This window comes from Promicromonospora sp. NPDC090134 (assembly GCF_044746965.1).
In the GTDB taxonomy this organism is placed as follows: domain Bacteria; phylum Actinomycetota; class Actinomycetes; order Actinomycetales; family Cellulomonadaceae; genus Promicromonospora.
Map to the genome: position 1 here is coordinate 129,254 of NZ_JBIVCZ010000007.1, position 16,942 is coordinate 146,195.

Below are 16,942 nucleotides of genomic sequence, written 5' to 3' on the forward strand. Positions count from 1 at the left end.
GCGACCTGCTGACGCGTGGCCCAGGATGGTGCCGACAGGCACCGGCGGCGAGAGCCGGCGCCGCGAGCACCGGAGGACGTCGTGGGCTCCACCAAGTCGGGCGGCAGCACCAAGCACCGCGGGGGCGGCCTGAAGCGGCTCGTCACGCTCGTGACCATCGGCCTGACGGTCGCGGCAGTGGTCAAGGAGCTGCGCCTGCCGGAGGAAGAACGCACGTGGAACGGCAAGGTCGCGGCAGTGGTGCCGTACGAGTTCCGCTTCCCCACGCTGGAGCGCGCCAAGGAACGGCTATGGGACCCGGAGGCGGAGCACGTCATCGGGCCGCGCGTGTTCGGCGTCGGCTGGGCGGTCAACGTGGGCCGGGTCGTCGCGCTGGTGCGGGAGAAGCTCGGCGTCTGAGGTACCGCACCGCGCTCAGCGCGGCGGCGTCAGGGTCCCTAGCCGGCGATCGAGAGCAGGCCCCTGGTCAGAGCCGTGACCGCGCCCGCCACCGCTACCGTGACCGCCGTGCGCGACGCCGCCCGCGTCGTGACCCGGCGGGCCAGGACGTTGCCGAACGCCACTCCCGCGAGCACCGCGGCGAGCAGCACCGGCCAGACCCACCAGGCGGGGGCGGAGCCGGCCGGGATCGCGCCGAAGCCCAGCTTGGTGATCACCGACATGACGTTCATGACCACCAGCAGCGGCTGCATCGTCGCGGCGAACGACCGGTGCTCCCAGCGGGTGGCCAGCGCGTACGCGGTCCAGGCGGGCGCCGCCACACCCGAGGTCGTGTTCATGAAGCCCGCCGCCAGCCCGGTGACGACGGCGACGGGGCGGCCCTGGATCCGGACCCGCCGGCGCAGCAGGGCCGAGGCGCCCAGCGCGACCAGCACGGACCCGCCCACGATCACGTCGAGCCACGCCGTGTCGGCCTCGCGGACCGTCAGCGCGCCCAGCACGGAGCCCACGAGCATCAGCGGCAGGATCGTGATCACCCGCCGCCAGTCCACGCCGTCCCGCAGCGCCCGCAGGATGAGCAGCGCCGTGACGATCGCGGCCACGTTGCTGACCAGCACGCCCACCGACGCGCCGAGAAAGACCGTGAGCACGGGCGCGGCCACCATGCCGACGCCCATCCCGGCGACCCGCTGCAGCCCGGCTCCGAGGACGACGGCCAGGCACGCTGCGATCAGGGCCGTCGTCTCCACCGGGCCACGCTAACCCCGATCCGCTTCCGTGCCTGGCCGCGAATGCCCTGTTCAGCGGCCGTTCAGTGTTGCGTCTCCCACACCGTGACGGCCAGGTCACCGGGCCCGCGGCCACACGACGGTGAACCGGGCACCGCCGTCGGGCGACTCGCCGACGACGGCCCGGCCACCCCGGCGGCGGACGAGCTCGGCGACCAGCGCGAGGCCCAGCCCGGCGCCGCCGGAGGTGCGCGCGCGGTCGTCGGACACCCGGTAGAAGCGGTCGAAGATCTTGGCCCGGTGCTCGGGCCGCACCCCGGGGCCGTCGTCGTCGACGAGCACGCGCACGGTGGACCGGCCCGCGAGCACCGACACCACCACGCGCGTGGCGGCGTACCGGCAGGCGTTGCGCAGGAGGTTGTCCAGCACGAGCCCCGTCTCCGTGCGCGTGGCGGCCGCCCAGACCTGGTCGGCCGCCGCGTTGACCACGATCGGCACCGGTTGGTCCCCGGCGTGCGCCACCGCCGCGTGCACCTCGCCCACGAGGTCCACGTCGTCCGACGGCGGCAGCTCGCCGGCGTCCGAGCGGGCCAGCGCCAGCAGCCCGTCGAGCAGGGCCGACAGCCGTTCGGCGTCCGCCAGCACGTCGGCGTGCACCTCCTGGGACAGCGCGGGGTCCGGGGCGGCCACTGCCACCTCCGACTGGAGGCGGATGGATGCCACGGGCGAGCGCAGCTCGTGCGCGGCGTCGCCCGTGAACCGGCGCAGCCGCTCCGTGGTGGCCTCCTGCCGGTCCAGCAGCACGTTGAAGTCGTCGGCCAGGGCGCGCAGCTCGCCGGCCGTGCCCTCGGGCACCTCCACCCGGGCGCCGGGCGCGAGCCGGCGCACGGACTGGCGCATCCGCGCGACCGGGACCAGCGCGGACCCGACGGCGAACCAGATCGCGACCCCCGCCACGACCGTCCCGACGAGGGCCGTGACCAGCAGCCACCGGCTGCCCGACGCCTCGGCGGCGCGCTGGCCCACGAGCCCCGTGCCGACCACGACGAGCCGCTGGCTCCCGTCGGGCGCCGTGACCACGGAGCCCTGCCAGCGCACCTGCCGCCGGTCGCCCGCGGTGACCGGGGTCCCGGCCTTGAGCGCGCGCACCTGGTCGCGCGTCAGGGCGGGCGGTGGGGCGTCGTCGACGGCGCCGCCCGCCGTGTCCAGCACGCGCACCTCCAGGCCGTCGGCCGGGGCGGGCTCCGTGCCGGCGACGACGTCCTGGGCGGCCCCGCTGAGCGCCGTCAGGAGCTCGTCGTCCACGGCGCCGGTCAGCAGCGGCCCGAGGCCCCGGCTCGCGACCAGCGCCAGGCCCAGCAGGCAGACCAGCGTGACCGCCGTGGCGAGGGCGGTGATCCGCAGGCGCAGCGAGACGCCCGCCCAGGGCGCTCCCGTCCGCCGCCCGCCGGGCGCCGCACGCACTAGGGCGCGCCCCCGAGCCGGTACCCCTGCCCCCGGACGGTCCGGACCAGGCCGTCGGCGCCGGCGGCCGTCAGCTTGCGGCGCAGGTAGCCCACGTACACCTCGACGACGTTCCGGGTCGCGGCCTGCTCGTCGCCCCAGACCTCGGTCAGCAGCTCCTGCTTGGTCCACACCGTCCCGGCGCGCGAGGCCAGCGCCACGAGCAGCGCGTACTCGCGCGGGCTCAAGGGCACGTCGACGTCGTCGTAGCGGACGGCGCGGGCCCCGCGGTCGACGGTCAGCGGCCCGAGCCGGATCGGCTCCCGCGTGCTGCCCGCGGCCGTGCGGCGCAGGACGGCGCGGAGCTGGGCGAGCAGCACCACGAACGAGAACGGCTTGACCACGTAGCCGTCGGCGCCGAGGTCCAGCCCGTCGGCCTGGTCCACCTCGCCGTCCTTCGCCGAGACGAGCAGCACCGGGGTGGTGACGCCGGCAGACCGCAGCTCCTGCAGCACGCGGTACCCGGACAGGCCCGGGATCATGATGTCCAGCAGCACCGCGTCGAACGACCCGGTCCGCGCCAGGCGCAGCGCGGTCGGGCCGTCGGCCGCGACCGTGACGTCCATGCCCTTGGCGCGCAGGCCGCGGTCCAGCGCCTTGCGCACGCCCGGCTCGTCGTCGACCACGAGAATCTGCGGCCTCATGCCTGCCAGCATGCCGCACGCGGCGGCCGGTGCGTAGGCGGGCGAGTGCGCTGGTGGGCGTGTCGGTGCTCGGCGTGCGGTTCTCAGCGAGGTCTCAGGCGCCGCGGGGGATCGTGGAAGGAGGAGACTCGAACCGGACGCGAAGGAGCGGGACATGAGGCCGAGGACGAAGGCGCTGGTCGCCGCAGGGTCAGGGATCGCGGTCGGGCTGGGCGGGCTGGCGCTCACCGCGCTGCCCGCGGGCGCGGACGACGATCCGGTGCTCCCCGCGATCGACGCGGAGCAGCTCGTGACCTCCACGCTGGAGGCCACCCCGCCCGCGTTCGACGGCGTGGCCGAGGTGACCAACGAGCTCGGGCTGCCCGCCGTGCCCGGGGCGGACGCCCTGGACTTCGAGTCGGTGCGGGTGTTCCACGACGGCGCGGAGTCCGCCCGGGTCCAGGTCGAGCGGCCGACGTCGGAGCTGACGTTCGTCAGGAACGCCGACGAGGCGTGGGCCTACGACTCACAGGAGAACAGTGCGCGCCACCTGACCTGGGACGACGCGGACCTCGCTGCGGCCAGGGCCCAGGCTGAGCAGCACGCCGGGAAGCTCGCCGGGGAGCAGGGCCACGCCGAGGCGCGCATGGCGGACCCGGCGCAGGCGGCGACCGAGATCATCGAGCGACTTCGCCCGACCAGCGACATCGCCGTGGACGGCACGGCGCGCGTCGCCGACCGCGCCGCCTACGAGCTCGTGCTCACGCCCAAGCCGACGGAGAAGACGCTGCTGCGCGAGATCACGGTGGCGATCGACGAGCAGACGCGGGTGCCGCTGCGGCTCGAGGTGTACGCCAACGGCACGTCCGAGCCGGTCCTGGCGCTCGGTTTCACCGAGTTCGAGGTGGGCGCGCAGGACGCCGGCCTGTTCGAGTTCACGCCGCCGGCGGGCGCCGACGTCGAGACCACAGACGCGGGCGACGTCGCGCAGGCCCGGGGCGAGCACGCCGGGCAGGCGGGCGAGCCGGGCGGCCCCGGGGAGGGGCTGACGACGGTCGGCGACGGCTGGGACGCGGTGCTGGTGGGCACGGTGCCCGCCGACGCGCTGGGCCAGGATCTTGCCGGCCCGGGGTCTGACGGCGGCGCGGCCGGGAGCGAGGGCTTCCTCGGCGGCGCAGGCTCGGCGGGAGGCGAGCAGGACCTCGCCGGGCTCCTGGCCCAGATCGGCCAGCCGGTGTCCGGGGAGTTCGGCTCCGGCTCCTACGTCCGGATCGCCGTCGGCGGCGCGATCGTCACCGACGACGGCCGGGTCGCGGCCGGCGCGGTGCCCCAGCAGGTGCTCGTCGACGCCCTGGACCAGCAGTGACCGGACCAGCAGCGACCGGGCCAGCGACCGGAGGCTCGGCGACCGCCCTGGCCGCCCGGACGCGGGGCCTGCGCAAGGTCTACCGCGGCACGGTCGCCGTGGACGGCGTGGACCTGGAGGTACCTGCGGGTGCCGTGGTCGGGATGCTGGGGCCCAACGGTTCCGGGAAGACGACCACCATCCGGATGCTGCTGGGTCTCGTCCAGCCGACCGAGGGGGAGATCGAGCTGCTGGGCGTCCCGGTCCCGGGGGCGGTGGACCGGGTGCTGCCGCACGTCGGGGCGCTCGTGGAGGGGCCGGGATTCCACCCGTTCCTGTCCGGCCGGGAGAACCTGCAGCGGTTCGCCGCCGCCGAGCCCCTGCTGTCCGGGAGGGAGCTGGACGGCGCCGTGTCGGCGGCGCTGGAGCGGGTGGGCCTGGCGGGCGCCGCCCGCAAGAAGTACCGGGCGTACTCGCTGGGCATGAAGCAGCGGCTGGGGCTCGCCTCCGCGCTGCTGGTCCCACGTCGGCTCGTGGTGCTGGACGAGCCCACGAACGGCCTCGACCCGGCCGGTACGCAGGAGGTGCGCCGGATCATCGCGGAGCTGCACGCCCAGGGTGTGACGGTGCTCGTCTCGTCGCACCTCCTGGCGGAGGTCGAGGCCACGTGCACCCACGTGGTCGTGCTGAACGCGGGCGTCGTCGTGGCGCAGGGCCCGCTGGACGACCTGCTGGAGTCCGGCAACCCCACGCTGCTCGTGGCCACCGCCGACGGCGCGGCCGCGGCGGCCGCCCTGCGTGACCAGCGGGTCACCGCGTGGCTCGCCCCGGCCGGCATACGCGTCGACCTGTCGAGCACGACGCCGGCGACCGTGATCGAGACGCTGGTCCGGGCCGGGGTCCGGGTCGACGAGGCCCGCCGGGAGCGCACCGGGCTGGAGGACGTCTTCGCGCGGCTCACGCACGACCTCGGGGAGGCGTCGGGCGGGAGCGCCGCCGGCGAGCCCGCTGCCCGGCCCGCCGTCGCCCGGCCCGCGCCCGACCAGGAGCCGGTCCGATGACCGCCCAGGCCCCGGTCACCGCCCCGGACCCGGCGCCGGCCCGGCTGCGCGCCCCGGTCGGCCGCCTGCTGCGGGCCGAGCTGCGGTGGATCTTCCGGCGTCCGCGGACGCTGGTGGTGCTGGGCCTGCTCACCGTGCTCCCGGTGATCACCGGCATCGCCGTGAACCTGACCGCGGACGGCGCGGCCGCCCCGGCCACGGGCGGACCCGGCCCGGACGGGCCCGGCGGGGAGCCGCCGATCTTCGTGACCATGGCCACCAGCGCGTTCGTGCTGCCGCTGGGCTCGCTCATGACGCTGCTGATGCTCCTGCTGCCGCTCACGGTCGCGATGGCGGCCGGGGACGCGCTGGCCGGCGAGCAGTCCCACGGGGCGCTGCGCGGCTGGCTGCTCGCGCCCGTGGCCCGCGGCCGGCTGCTGGTGGTCAAGGCCGTGGGCGTACTGGCGGTCGCCCTGGTCGCGGCCACGCTCGTCGTCGCGTCCGGCTTCGTCACCGGGCTGGTCCTGGCCGGGACGGACAACCTGGCGTCGATGTCCGGGACCGAGCTGTCCGTCCCGGAGGTGCTGGGGCGGCTGGCCGTAGCGATCGCCTGGGCCACGCTCTACCTGATGGCGGTGGGCGCGGTGGCGCTGGCGATCTCGGCGTCCACCGAGCACCCCATGCTGGTGGTGGTGAGCGTGCTCGGCGGGCTCATCGTGTCCGGGGTGCTGCTGCAGATCTCGGCGCTGGACTGGCTGCACCCGTACCTGCTGCCGCAGTCGCTGGCCAGCCTGGTCGACCTGATCCGGGACCCCGTGGCCACCGGTGACCTGGGCGAGGGCGCGTTCCGGGCGCTGTGCTACCTCGTGATCGGCATGTCGCTGGCCTACGCCCGCCTCACGACGCGCGACGGCTGAGAGCACGAACGCCGTCGCGCACCCCCTTGCGGAAGGCGCGCGACGGCGTCGGTACGAGGGGCGGTCGTCAGTCCCCGACGTTCTCCGCGTAGTCCACGTCGCGCGTCTCGTGCGTCAGGATCAGCGCGACCAGCGTGATCACGGCCATCGCCGAGAGGTAGACGCCCACCAGCACGGGGGAGCCGTCGGCCTCGGCCCACAGCCACACGGCGATGAACGGGGCCACCGCCGCGCCGAGCACCGAGGACAGGTTGTACGCGATGCCGGAGCCCGTGTACCGCACGTTCGCCGGGAACAGCTCGGGCAGGACGGCGGCCATCGGGCCGAACGTGAGGCCCATGAGCGTGAAGCCGAGGATCAGCAGGGTCTGCACGCCCGCGTGACCCGCGGCGAACAGCGGCACGAACAGCGCGCCGAACACGATGATCGCGACCGTGACCCAGATGAGGTGCTTGCGGCGGCCGAACCTCTCCGCCATCGGCCCGGACGCCAGCGTGAAGATGCCGAAGAACACGACGCCCACGATCAGCATCCAGAGGAAGTCGATCTTCTCGTAGCCGAGGCCGGCGGGAGAGCCGTCGGTGGGCGCGGTCGGCGCGACGCCGTAGTTCAGCGTGAACGTCGTCATCAGGTAGAACAGCGCGTAGGTGGCCAGCATGATGAACGTGCCCGAGATGATCTGCTTCCACGAGGTGCGGAAGACGCGGGCCACGGGCACCCGGCTGACGGCCTCGGCCTCGATCACCTTGCGGAACGCGGGGGTCTCCAGCAGCGAGAGCCGCACCCACAGACCCACGATCACGAGGATCGCCGACGCGATGAACGGGATGCGCCAGCCCCAGGCGGCGAACTGCTCGGGCGTGAGCGACGTGGACAGGGCGATGAACACCGTGTTGGCGAGGATGAAGCCGATCGGCGCGCCGAGCTGCGGGAACGTGCCGTAGATGGCGCGCTTCCCCTCGGGCGCGTTCTCGGTGGCGAGCAGGGCCGCGCCGCTCCACTCGCCGCCCAGGCCGAGGCCCTGGCAGAACCGGCACAGCACGAGCACCGCCGGGGCGGCCACGGCCCAGCCGGGCGTCGACGCCGCCGGGATGAGGCCGATCAGCACCGTCGCGACACCCATCGTGAGCAGCGACGCGACCAGCGTCGCCTTACGGCCGATGCGGTCACCGAAGTGCCCGAACAGGACCGAGCCGACCGGTCGCGCCACGAAGGCGACGCCGAACACGGCGAAGGACGACAGGAGCTGCGTCGTGGGGTCCTCGGCGTTCGGGAAGAACAGCGTCGGGAAGACCAGCGAGGCGGCCGTCGCGTAGATGTAGAAGTCGTAGAACTCGATGGACGTACCGATGAGGGAGGCGACGACGACGCGGCCGCGCGGGTTGCCGGCCGGCGCTGTGCTCTCCTTGCCGCCGGGGGCCCCGGCGGTCGGTGCTGCGGAGGTGCTCATGCCCGCGAGATTAGGCGGCCTGTCCGCGATCCGGGAAGTGCGTCTCGCGATACGGATGGGGTCTTGACGTAGGCTGCCGACGGCGGCATGCGCGGGCCCTGTGCACGAGCGGCGTGTCGAACTGCGACCTGGTGCGTCGCGAGTGAAGGTGTGGTGAACGGTGAATACTCCCACCGGCTGCCGTGTTGGCACGACCGGCGGTGAGGGGCAGGATCGACCGGGCTCCCGGAGGCTCCGCCATCGGACATCCATCATCGGAACGAACGAGACGACGACGAGGATATGAACGATCTGCTGTATGTGAACGGCGGCAACCCGTTGAACGGGACCATCACCGTTCGAGGCGCAAAGAACTTCGTGTCGAAGTCCATGGTGGCTTCTCTGCTGGGGGAGACCCCGAGCGTGCTGCGGAACGTTCCGCAGATCCGTGACGTCAAGGTCGTCTCGGGGCTCCTGGACCTGCACGGCGTGAACGTCAAGTACGACACCGACGCCGGCATCCTGGACCTCGACCCGTCCAACGTCGAGTCCGCCCACGTGGCCGACATCGACGCCCACGCCGGCTCCAGCCGCATCCCGATCCTGTTCTGCGGGCCGCTGCTGCACCGTCTCGGCGAGGCGTTCATCCCCGACCTGGGCGGCTGCCGCATCGGCGACCGCCCCATCAACTACCACCTCGACATCCTGCGCCAGTTCGGCGCCGTCGTGGACAAGCGGCCCAACGGCATCCACCTGCGGGCGCCGCGCCGCCTCCAGGGCACCAAGATCTCCCTGCCCTACCCGTCGGTGGGCGCCACGGAGCAGACGCTCCTGACGGCGGTCCGCGCCGACGGCATCACCGAGCTCTCGGGCGCGGCGATCGAGCCCGAGATCATGGACCTCATCGCGGTGCTGCAGAAGATGGGCGCCATCATCTCGGTCGACACCGACCGCGTGATCCGCATCGAGGGCGTCGACCGCCTCGAGGGCTACACCCACACCGCGCTGAACGACCGGATCGAGACCGCGTCCTGGGCCTCCGCGGCCCTGGCCACGGGCGGCGACATCACCGTCAAGGGCGCCACCCAGCCCGAGATGATGACGTTCCTCAACACCTTCCGGAAGGTCGGCGGCCGGTTCGAGGTGCAGGACGACGGCATCCGCTTCTGGCACGCCGGCGGCGACCTCAAGTCCATCGTGCTGGAGACCGACGTCCACCCGGGCTTCATGACCGACTGGCAGCAGCCGCTCGTCGTCGCGCTCACGCAGGCCACCGGCCTGTCGATCGTGCACGAGACCGTGTACGAGAACCGCTTCGGCTTCACGGACGCGCTGCGCAAGATGGGCGCCACGATCCAGGTCTACAAGGAGTGCCTGGGCGGTCGCGACTGCCGGTTCGGCCAGCGCAACTTCCACCACTCCGCCGTCGTCTCCGGCCCGACGCCGCTCTCCGCGGCGGACATCGAGGTCCCGGACCTGCGCGGCGGGTTCTCCCACCTCATCGCGGCCCTGGCCGCCAAGGGGCAGTCGACGGTGCGCGGCATCGGCCTGATCGACCGCGGCTACGAGAACTTCCAGGACAAGCTGGAGGCGCTGGGCGCCGAGGTCGTCCGCGGCTGACCCACCCCTCGCACGCGTCAGGCGCTCAGGTCCCCCCGGTGACCTGAGCGCCTGACACGTCAGGGCGGGGCAGGGTTCGTGGTTTGGCCGAGTATTCTTTCGGCCGTGTCCATCCCACGCCCCGAGTCGCGCATGTATCGCTTCGTCGCGTTCATCGTGCGGAACCTCATGTTCGCGCTGTGCAAGTACGAGTGGAAGGGCGGGGAGAACTTCCCGGCCAAGGGCGGGTTCATCGCCGCGGCCAACCACGTCACCGAGCTCGACGCACTGACGCTGGCGCACTACCTCTTCGACATGGGCCGCGAGCCCCGGATCCTGGCCAAGCGCGGCCTGTTCGACTCGCCGCTGACGGGGTGGGCGCTGCGGGGCACCAAGATGATCCCGGTGGACCGGGACTCCACGAAGTCCGCCGAGTCGCTGAAGGACGCCGCGAGCCAGCTCGGCGACGGCGCCTGCGTGGCGATCCTGCCGGAGGGGACGCTGACGCGGGACCCCGACTACTGGCCGATGGAGGGCAAGACGGGCGTGGCCCGCATCGCGCTGACGACGCGCCTGCCGGTGCTGCCGGTCGCGCAGTGGGGCGTCACCGAGATCCTCGGCCGGTACAGCCGCGTGCTCAAGCCGTTCCCGCGCAAGAAGGTGACGATCCAGACCGGCCCGCCCGTGGACCTGAGCGACCTGTACGACCGGCCGCAGGACACCGCGACGCTTCGCGAGGCCACGAGCCGCATCATGGACGCCATCACCGCCGAGCTGGAGCAGATCCGCGGGGAGGTGGCCCCCAAGCCGCGCTTCGACCTCCGCAAGCACCCCGACCACGAGGCCAAGATGACGAACTACCCGCCGGTGGAGCGCCCGTGAGCGCCCCGACGCCCGCCCAGACCAAGGTCGCCGTGCTCGGCGCGGGCTCGATGGGCACCACGTTCGCGATGGTCCTTGCCGACGCCGGGTGCGACGTCACCCTCTGGGGTCGCGACGCCGCGGTGCTCGAGGCCGTGGACCGGACGCACCGCAACGAGAAGTACCTGCCGGGCGTGCAGCTGCCGCCGATGCACGGCACGACCGACCCCGCCGTGGCCCTGGCGGGCGCGTCCATCGTGGTCGTGTCGGTGCCGTCGCAGGTCGCCCGCGCCACGCTGGAGTCGATGAAGTCCCTGGTGCACGACGTCGCCGCGCCGGGTGCCGTCGTCGTCTCCCTGATGAAGGGCGTCGAGCTCGGCACGGACAAGCGCATGAGCCAGGTCATGGCCGAGGTGCTGGACCTGCCGGACGAGCGCGTCGCCGTCGTCTCCGGACCCAACCTGGCGCCCGAGATCGCGGAGCGGCAGCCGACGGCGACCGTGGTCGCCTCGCGCAGCGAGGCCACGGCCCAGCTCGTGGCCGCGGCCTGCTCCACCGGGTACTTCCGGCCCTACACGAACACCGACGTGGTGGGTGTGGAGCTGTGCGGCGCGGTGAAGAACATCATCGCCCTGGCCGCCGGCATGGCCCAGGGCCAGGGCTTCGGCTGGAACACGCTGGCAACGCTCATCACGCGCGGCCTGGTCGAGATCACGCGCCTGGGCCTCGCGCTCGGGGCCGACGCCGCCACGTTCGCGGGCCTGGCCGGCATGGGCGACCTGACGGCGACGTGCGCGTCGCCGCTGTCGCGCAACCACCGGCTCGGCAAGCACGTGGGCGAGGGGCTCACGCTCGCCGAGGCGATCAAGGCCACGGGCGGCACGGCCGAGGGCGTGAAGTCGTCGGAGTCGGTGCTGGAGCTGGCCCGGGCGCACGACGTCGAGATGCCGATCACGGCCGGCGTCGTCGAGGTGCTGGCGGGCAGGCTGCCGCTGTCAAACCTCGCGGCGACGCTGCTCGCCCGGCCGCAGAAGTCCGAGGTCGCGGGCTGATTCTGCGCCGGCCGAGCCGGCCCGGCCCGGCGTCGCCGGCGCCGGGCGGTCAGTGCCGCACGTCCACCACGACGCGCATCGGGTCCTCCAGGAGGAACACGCGGAACGGGCGCTCGGCGTCGTCCACGCCGATGAACGCCGTCGTGTACCCCTCGAACCAGTAGCGGTACACGATCTCCTCGACCGACTCCGTGCCGGCGGGCTCGATGCGGTCGCCGGAGAACTCCTCGACCCCGCTGTCCATCGGGGTGGCGGTGCCGGACAGCGACACCCGCAGGATCGCGTCGCCGTCCACCTCGACGCCGGCGCCGGAGCCGTCGTCGGACGCCCGGTCCACGTACTCGACGCGCCAGCCGGGCTTGCCGCTGCCCGTGCCGTCGAGGTCGAACACGACGCGGTCGTAGCCGTCGTGGGCGGCGACGCGCACGTCGGTGACGCTCAGGAACGTCTCGCCCTCACCGGAGGGCTCCGCGGTGTCGGGCTTCGTGTCCGCGGGGAAGGCCGGGCCGGACTCGGTCTCGGTCGCGGAGGCGCTCGGCTCGGGCGCGTCGTCCCCGTCCTCGTCCTCGTCCGACCCGCCTGACGACGGCGACGTCGTCGGGTCCGCGTCCGAGTCAGGGGACACCGGCACGGGGCTGGTGTTGCTGAGCTCCGGCCCGCCCGTGCCCTGTGCACCCGTGCACCCGGCCAGCAGCAGCGCCGCGCAGGCGGCGACCATCAGGGCTGTGCGGTGTCCGGCTCGTCCCATGTGCCCAGCGTAGGGCCTGGGGCGCGGCCGGGCCGGTCACGATCGGCCGACGGGAGCAGTCTGCACTCTTGACTTGTGATATATGTGACGTACTACATTTAGCTCGCGTCGTTCAACGGTGATGACACAGAGGACGAAGGAGTCGCTCGATGAATCCGATCACGCGAAGAGACCTCCTGCGCACGACGGGCCTGACCGCCGGGGCGTTCGCGCTCGCCGGGCACGCCCCAGCGAGCGCGGCGGCCGACCCCGAGGGCGCCGACGCCCCGGACACCAATCCCATGCGGCTCTGGTACACCGCGCCCGCCGAGGAGTGGCTGCAGGCGCTCGCCATCGGCAACGGCCGGCTCGGCGCCATGGTGTTCGGCGGCGTGGCCGCCGAGAAGCTCATGCTCAACGAGGACACCGTCTGGGCCGGCGGCCCGCACGACTACGCCGACCCGCTGGGGCACGAGGCGCTGCCGGAGATCCGGCGGCTCATCAGCGAGGAGAAGTGGCTGGAGGCGCAGAACCTCGCCGACGAGCGGTTCATGGGCCGCCCCACGGAGCAGATGCAGTACCAGCCGGTCGGCGACCTGCACCTGGCCTTTCCCGGGCTGACCGAGGACGTCACGGGATACGAGCGGTCGCTCGACCTGACCACGGCGATCACCACCACGACGTTCGTGGCCGACGGCGTGCGCCACACCCGGGAGGTGTTCGGCAGCCACGCACACCAGGTGATCGTCGCCCGGTTCACCGCGAGCGCGCGCGGGGCGATCTCCTTCGACGCCGGCTACACGTCGCTCCAGGAGACCTCGACGTACGCCCACGACGGTCGCACGCTCGCCCTGGAGGGCCGCAGCGGCGAGGCCGAGGGGCTGGAGGGTAAGGTCCGCTTCGTCAGCCTGGTCCGGGCCGTGCCCGAGGGCGGGAGCGTGACCTGCGACGACACCGGACTGCACGTGCGCGGCGCCGACTCCGTCACGCTGGTCGTCTCGATCGGCACGAGCCACCGGAACTACCTCGACGTCGGCGGCGACCACCTCGCCGCGGCGGTGGCCCCGCTGGAGCGGGCCACGCCGCAGGGCTACGGGATCCTGCGGCGGTCCCACGTGCGCGACCACCAGGAGATGTTCGGCCGGGTCGACATCGACCTGGGCACCTCGGCGTCCGTCGACCTGCCGACCGACCAGCGGGTCGCCGCCTTCCGCGACGGCCAGGACCCGCAGCTCGCGGCGCTGTACTACCAGTTCGGCCGCTACCTGCTGATCTCCAGCTCGCGGACGCCGGGCCAGCCGGCCAACCTGCAGGGCCTGTGGAACGACCAGATGCTGCCGCCGTGGCAGTCGAAGTACACCCTGAACATCAACTGCCAGATGAACTACTGGCCCGCCGGTCCAGCGAACCTCGCCGAGTGCTGGCAGCCGCTGTTCGCGATGATCGAGGAGCTGGCCGAGTCCGGCGCCCGGACGGCGCAGAAGATGTGGGGCGCCAAGGGCTGGGTGGCGCACCACAACACCGACCTGTGGCGCGGGTCGGCGCCCGTGGACTTCGCGTACTACGGGGTCTGGCCCACCGGGGGAGCGTGGCTCTCGCTGCTGTTCTGGGAGCACTACGAGTACACCGGCGACCTCGACGTGCTGCGGGAGTACTTCCCCGTGCTGCGCGGGTCCGTCGAGTTCTTCCTCGACACCCTCGTGGAGGACGCCGCGACCGGCTACCTCGTCACCAGCCCCTCGCACTCGCCCGAGCTCAAGCACCACGACATCGACAACGTGGGCGTGAGCATGTGCGCCGGCCCGACCATGGACATGCAGATCCTGCGGGACCTGTTCACGGCCTTCGACAAGGCGTCCGCCGTCCTCGGCCAGGACCGCGAGATGGCCGCGCAGGCGCTCGCCGCGCGCGAGCAGCTGCCGCCCAACCAGATCGGCTTCCTGGGGCAGATCCAGGAGTGGCTGATCGACTGGGAGGAGGCCGCGCAGGAGACCAGCCGGCACGTCTCGCACCTGTGGGGCGTGTTCCCGAGCGACCAGATCACCCCGCGGCGGACGCCGGAGCTCGCCGCGGCGGCCAACCGGTCGCTCGAGCTGCGCGGTCCCGCGGTCACGGCGGGCTGGTCGCTCGCGTGGAAGATGAACATCCGCGCCCGGCTGCTCCAGCGGGACGGCGTCTACACCCACCTGAAGCAGCTCCTCTCGCCCGGCCGGACCGCGCCGAACCTGTTCGACCTGCACCCGCCGTTCCAGATCGACGGGAACTTCGGGGGCACCTCGGCGATCAACGAGACGATCGTGCAGAGCCACTCCGGCGAGGTCTGGCTGCTGCCGTGCCTGCCGGAGGCCTTCCCGACCGGGCGGGTCCGTGGCCTGCGGACCCGCGGCGCGTTCGAGCTCGCGGTCGCCTGGCGCGACGGGCGGCTCCACGGCGCCCGGATCCAGTCGCTGGCCGGCAACACGATCCGGCTGCGCACCGAGGGCCAGGTCCGCGTCTCGGGCCCCGGCGGCCTGGTCGACGTCGAGCGCCCCGAGGACGGCCTCGCCGTCTTCCGGACGCGCCGCGGGGCCACCTACGTCGTCGAACCGCAGGCCTGACCGACCACCCTTACCGACCATCCCTACCGACCACCCGCAGGAAACACACCGAGGAGAGGACATCGATGTCCAGGAACTGGATACAGACGAGCACCGTGGCGGTCGCCGCGGTGAGCCTGGTCGCCGCCATGGGCGGCGGCGGGATCGCGTTCGACCGCCTCGCCGGCGCGGCGGCCGATGCCGCTGCCGCGGTCTCGGGCGGCGGGTGCCCGCAGCTCTACGTCTCCCCGTCGGGCGACGACCGGGGCAAGGGCACGGCGAAGGACCCGTTCAGGACGGTCGAGGCGGCGCGGGACCACATCCGCGAGAAGGGCCTGAACAGCGACAGCCGGCAGCGGTGCGACATCACCGTGAATCTCGCGGCGGGCGAGTACCCCGTCACGGAGACCATCGCCTTCACCGAGCAGGACTCGGGCGGCGGCGGCCACCAGGTCGTCTACCGCAGCAGCGACGGCCCGGGCGCCGCCAACCTCGTGGGCGCCGAGGAGGTCACCGGCTGGGAGGAGTACCGGGACGGCATCTACAAGACCCAGGTCGACCCCGACGAGCAGTTCTACACCCTCTTCGAGGACGGCGAGCGCTCCGAGCTGGCGCGCTACCCCAACCGCGGCTCGGACGACACCCAGGGGCCGTACCTGTTCTCGCGGCTCGGTGAGCCCGAGAAGGAGGCCGTGCACCAGTGGCTGTACTGGCAGGACGGCGACTGGGACCCGGCCTGGGACGACACCCCCGAGAGCAACCCGCTCAAGGACGCCCAGGTCACCCTGTGGTCCGGCGGCTCGTGGAGCTGGTTCACCGACATCGTGCCGATCGGCGGCGCGGACTACCGCAAGGGGTTCGCGACGCTCGACTACTGGGCGCGGTACGCCCTGGTGAACAGCCGCAGCGGGTCGCGCTACTTCATCCAGAACGCGCTGCCGTTCCTGGACCAGGCGGGCGAGTACTACATCGACCGTGAGGCCGGCGAGCTTTACTACAAGCCGCGCGGTGACATCGACAGCGTCACGATCATGAAGCCCACGGTCACCAAGGTGATCGACGTCAAGGGCGCCACGCCCGAGCAGAAGGCGCACGACATCACCTTCGACGGCATCGGCATCCAGTACTCCGACTTCGTGAGCTGGTACAGGTCGGGCTGGATCAGCGCGGGCGACTCCGGCGAGGAGCACAAGTACCCCGAGTACGACCGGCAGATCGAGATGCCGCGCAACCGCTTCGGGGCCGTGACGGTCGAGAACACGAGCAACATCACGCTCACCGGGATGCACATCCGCGACACCGGCTTCATGGGTGTCTACGCGCTGTTCGCCAACGACCACCTGACCGTCGAGAACTCCCTCCTGGAGAACCTCGGCGCGGACGGCATCAAGGTCGAGGGCGGCTGGCCGGGCGAGGGCGACCTCACGCACCACCACACCTTCCGCAACCTGTACATCGACCACGTGGGCGAGCTCGTCCCCGGCGACGCTGCGGGCATCGAGCTCATGGGTACCGGCGACAACCTCGTCGAGCACGTGAACGTGCGGCACTCCGCCCGGTACGGCATCAGCCTGGAGTCCCGCCCCGAGGTGGTCGACGGCGACCAGTACACCGACCACAACACGTTCCGGTACATCCAGATCGACGAGGCCGGCCTGGACTCCGGCGACATGGGCGCGTTCTACACCTACGGCGTCGACAACCAGGACCCGTACCCGGTCAAGAACACGGTGGACCAGATGGTGATCGGCGACGTGCTCCCCGACCCGGTGGGCGAGATGCCCGACAGCGGGACCCGGGGCATCCACATGGACGCCGGCGGCTGCGCCTTCTCGTTCAGCAACATCGAGGTGGGTGAGACCACCGACCAGTCGTACCAGTCCTACCAGTGCAACGAGGTGACCAACGGCAACTGGGAGGCCGGCTTCGACGCCAGCAAGATGAAGTACGACCTCATCGGCGTGACGGACGCGTTCCCGTACCCGGTCCCGGAGTCCTGACCCGGGCCACAGGCAGCGACACGAGCAGTGACCGGGGTGGGGCGCCCGCGACGTCGGGCGCCCCACCCCCCCCGTTTCGAACGACCACGTCTTGATCGACC

At 72.6% G+C, this 16,942-nt stretch carries 14 protein-coding genes; 9 read left to right on the forward strand and 5 right to left on the reverse strand.

The window, feature by feature from the left end:
- Positions 1-81: 81 nt before the first annotated feature.
- Complete coding sequence (locus tag ACIPN7_RS19475) at positions 82-399, forward strand: DUF5808 domain-containing protein (RefSeq protein ID WP_400545885.1); 318 nt, start codon at positions 82-84, stop codon at positions 397-399.
- A gap of 38 nt (positions 400-437) precedes the next feature.
- Here ACIPN7_RS19475 and ACIPN7_RS19480 read toward each other — a convergent pair whose 3' ends face one another.
- The 3 genes from ACIPN7_RS19480 to ACIPN7_RS19490 form a co-directional block, all read right to left on the reverse strand.
- Positions 438-1,190, reverse strand: coding sequence for a TSUP family transporter (locus ACIPN7_RS19480; protein WP_400545888.1), 753 nt, complete (start codon positions 1,188-1,190; stop codon positions 438-440).
- Positions 1,191-1,286: 96 nt separating this feature from the next.
- The gene (locus ACIPN7_RS19485; protein WP_400545890.1) at positions 1,287-2,633 is read right to left on the reverse strand and encodes a sensor histidine kinase; all 1,347 of its coding nucleotides are present in this window, start codon (positions 2,631-2,633) and stop codon (positions 1,287-1,289) included.
- Entirely contained in the window at positions 2,633-3,316 is a 684-nt protein-coding gene (locus ACIPN7_RS19490) for a response regulator transcription factor (RefSeq protein ID WP_400545893.1), read from the reverse strand. Before ACIPN7_RS19490 ends, ACIPN7_RS19485 begins: the two co-directional genes overlap by 1 nt.
- Positions 3,317-3,470: 154 nt before the next feature.
- Between ACIPN7_RS19490 and ACIPN7_RS19495 the strand changes: the two genes are divergently transcribed.
- Genes ACIPN7_RS19495 through ACIPN7_RS19505 form a run of 3 tightly spaced genes read left to right on the forward strand, consistent with a single transcriptional unit; the run spans position 3,471 to position 6,597 of the window.
- A complete protein-coding gene (locus ACIPN7_RS19495; protein ID WP_400545896.1) occupies positions 3,471-4,661 on the forward strand; it encodes an outer membrane lipoprotein carrier protein LolA in 1,191 nt (396 codons plus the stop codon).
- Complete coding sequence (locus ACIPN7_RS19500) at positions 4,658-5,701, forward strand: ABC transporter ATP-binding protein (RefSeq protein WP_400545898.1); 1,044 nt, start codon at positions 4,658-4,660, stop codon at positions 5,699-5,701. Before ACIPN7_RS19495 ends, ACIPN7_RS19500 begins: the two co-directional genes overlap by 4 nt.
- Entirely contained in the window at positions 5,698-6,597 is a 900-nt protein-coding gene (locus ACIPN7_RS19505; RefSeq protein WP_400545900.1) for an ABC transporter permease subunit, read from the forward strand. The genes ACIPN7_RS19500 and ACIPN7_RS19505 overlap by 4 nt, the downstream gene beginning before the upstream one ends.
- A 67-nt stretch (positions 6,598-6,664) precedes the next feature.
- On the opposite strand, the gene ACIPN7_RS19510 is transcribed toward ACIPN7_RS19505, so the two are convergent.
- Positions 6,665-8,047 carry an MFS transporter gene (locus ACIPN7_RS19510; RefSeq protein WP_400545902.1) on the reverse strand — a complete coding sequence of 461 codons (1,383 nt, stop codon included), beginning with the start codon at positions 8,045-8,047 and terminating at the stop codon, positions 6,665-6,667.
- 282 nt (positions 8,048-8,329) lie between these two features.
- On the opposite strand from ACIPN7_RS19510, the gene murA reads away from it, so the two are divergent.
- The 3 genes from murA (at position 8,330) to ACIPN7_RS19525 (ending at position 11,538) form a co-directional block, all read left to right on the forward strand.
- Positions 8,330-9,646: a UDP-N-acetylglucosamine 1-carboxyvinyltransferase gene (gene murA, locus ACIPN7_RS19515; RefSeq protein ID WP_020013735.1), complete on the forward strand. Its 1,317-nt coding sequence runs from the start codon at positions 8,330-8,332 to the stop codon at positions 9,644-9,646.
- 105 nt (positions 9,647-9,751) lie between these two features.
- Positions 9,752-10,507 (forward strand): lysophospholipid acyltransferase family protein, encoded by a 756-nt coding sequence (locus ACIPN7_RS19520; RefSeq protein ID WP_400545905.1) that lies wholly within the window; start codon positions 9,752-9,754, stop codon positions 10,505-10,507.
- Positions 10,504-11,538: an NAD(P)H-dependent glycerol-3-phosphate dehydrogenase gene (locus ACIPN7_RS19525; RefSeq protein WP_400545908.1), complete on the forward strand. Its 1,035-nt coding sequence runs from the start codon at positions 10,504-10,506 to the stop codon at positions 11,536-11,538. The genes ACIPN7_RS19520 and ACIPN7_RS19525 overlap by 4 nt, the downstream gene beginning before the upstream one ends.
- 49 nt (positions 11,539-11,587) lie before the next feature.
- On the opposite strand, the gene ACIPN7_RS19530 is transcribed toward ACIPN7_RS19525, so the two are convergent.
- The gene (locus ACIPN7_RS19530; RefSeq protein WP_400545910.1) at positions 11,588-12,286 is read right to left on the reverse strand and encodes a hypothetical protein; all 699 of its coding nucleotides are present in this window, start codon (positions 12,284-12,286) and stop codon (positions 11,588-11,590) included.
- Between the two features lie 149 nt (positions 12,287-12,435).
- On the opposite strand from ACIPN7_RS19530, the gene ACIPN7_RS19535 reads away from it, so the two are divergent.
- Positions 12,436-14,862: a glycosyl hydrolase family 95 catalytic domain-containing protein gene (locus tag ACIPN7_RS19535; protein ID WP_400545913.1), complete on the forward strand. Its 2,427-nt coding sequence runs from the start codon at positions 12,436-12,438 to the stop codon at positions 14,860-14,862.
- A gap of 65 nt (positions 14,863-14,927) precedes the next feature.
- Positions 14,928-16,841 (forward strand): right-handed parallel beta-helix repeat-containing protein, encoded by a 1,914-nt coding sequence (locus tag ACIPN7_RS19540; RefSeq protein WP_400545916.1) that lies wholly within the window; start codon positions 14,928-14,930, stop codon positions 16,839-16,841.
- Positions 16,842-16,942: the final 101 nt, after the last annotated feature.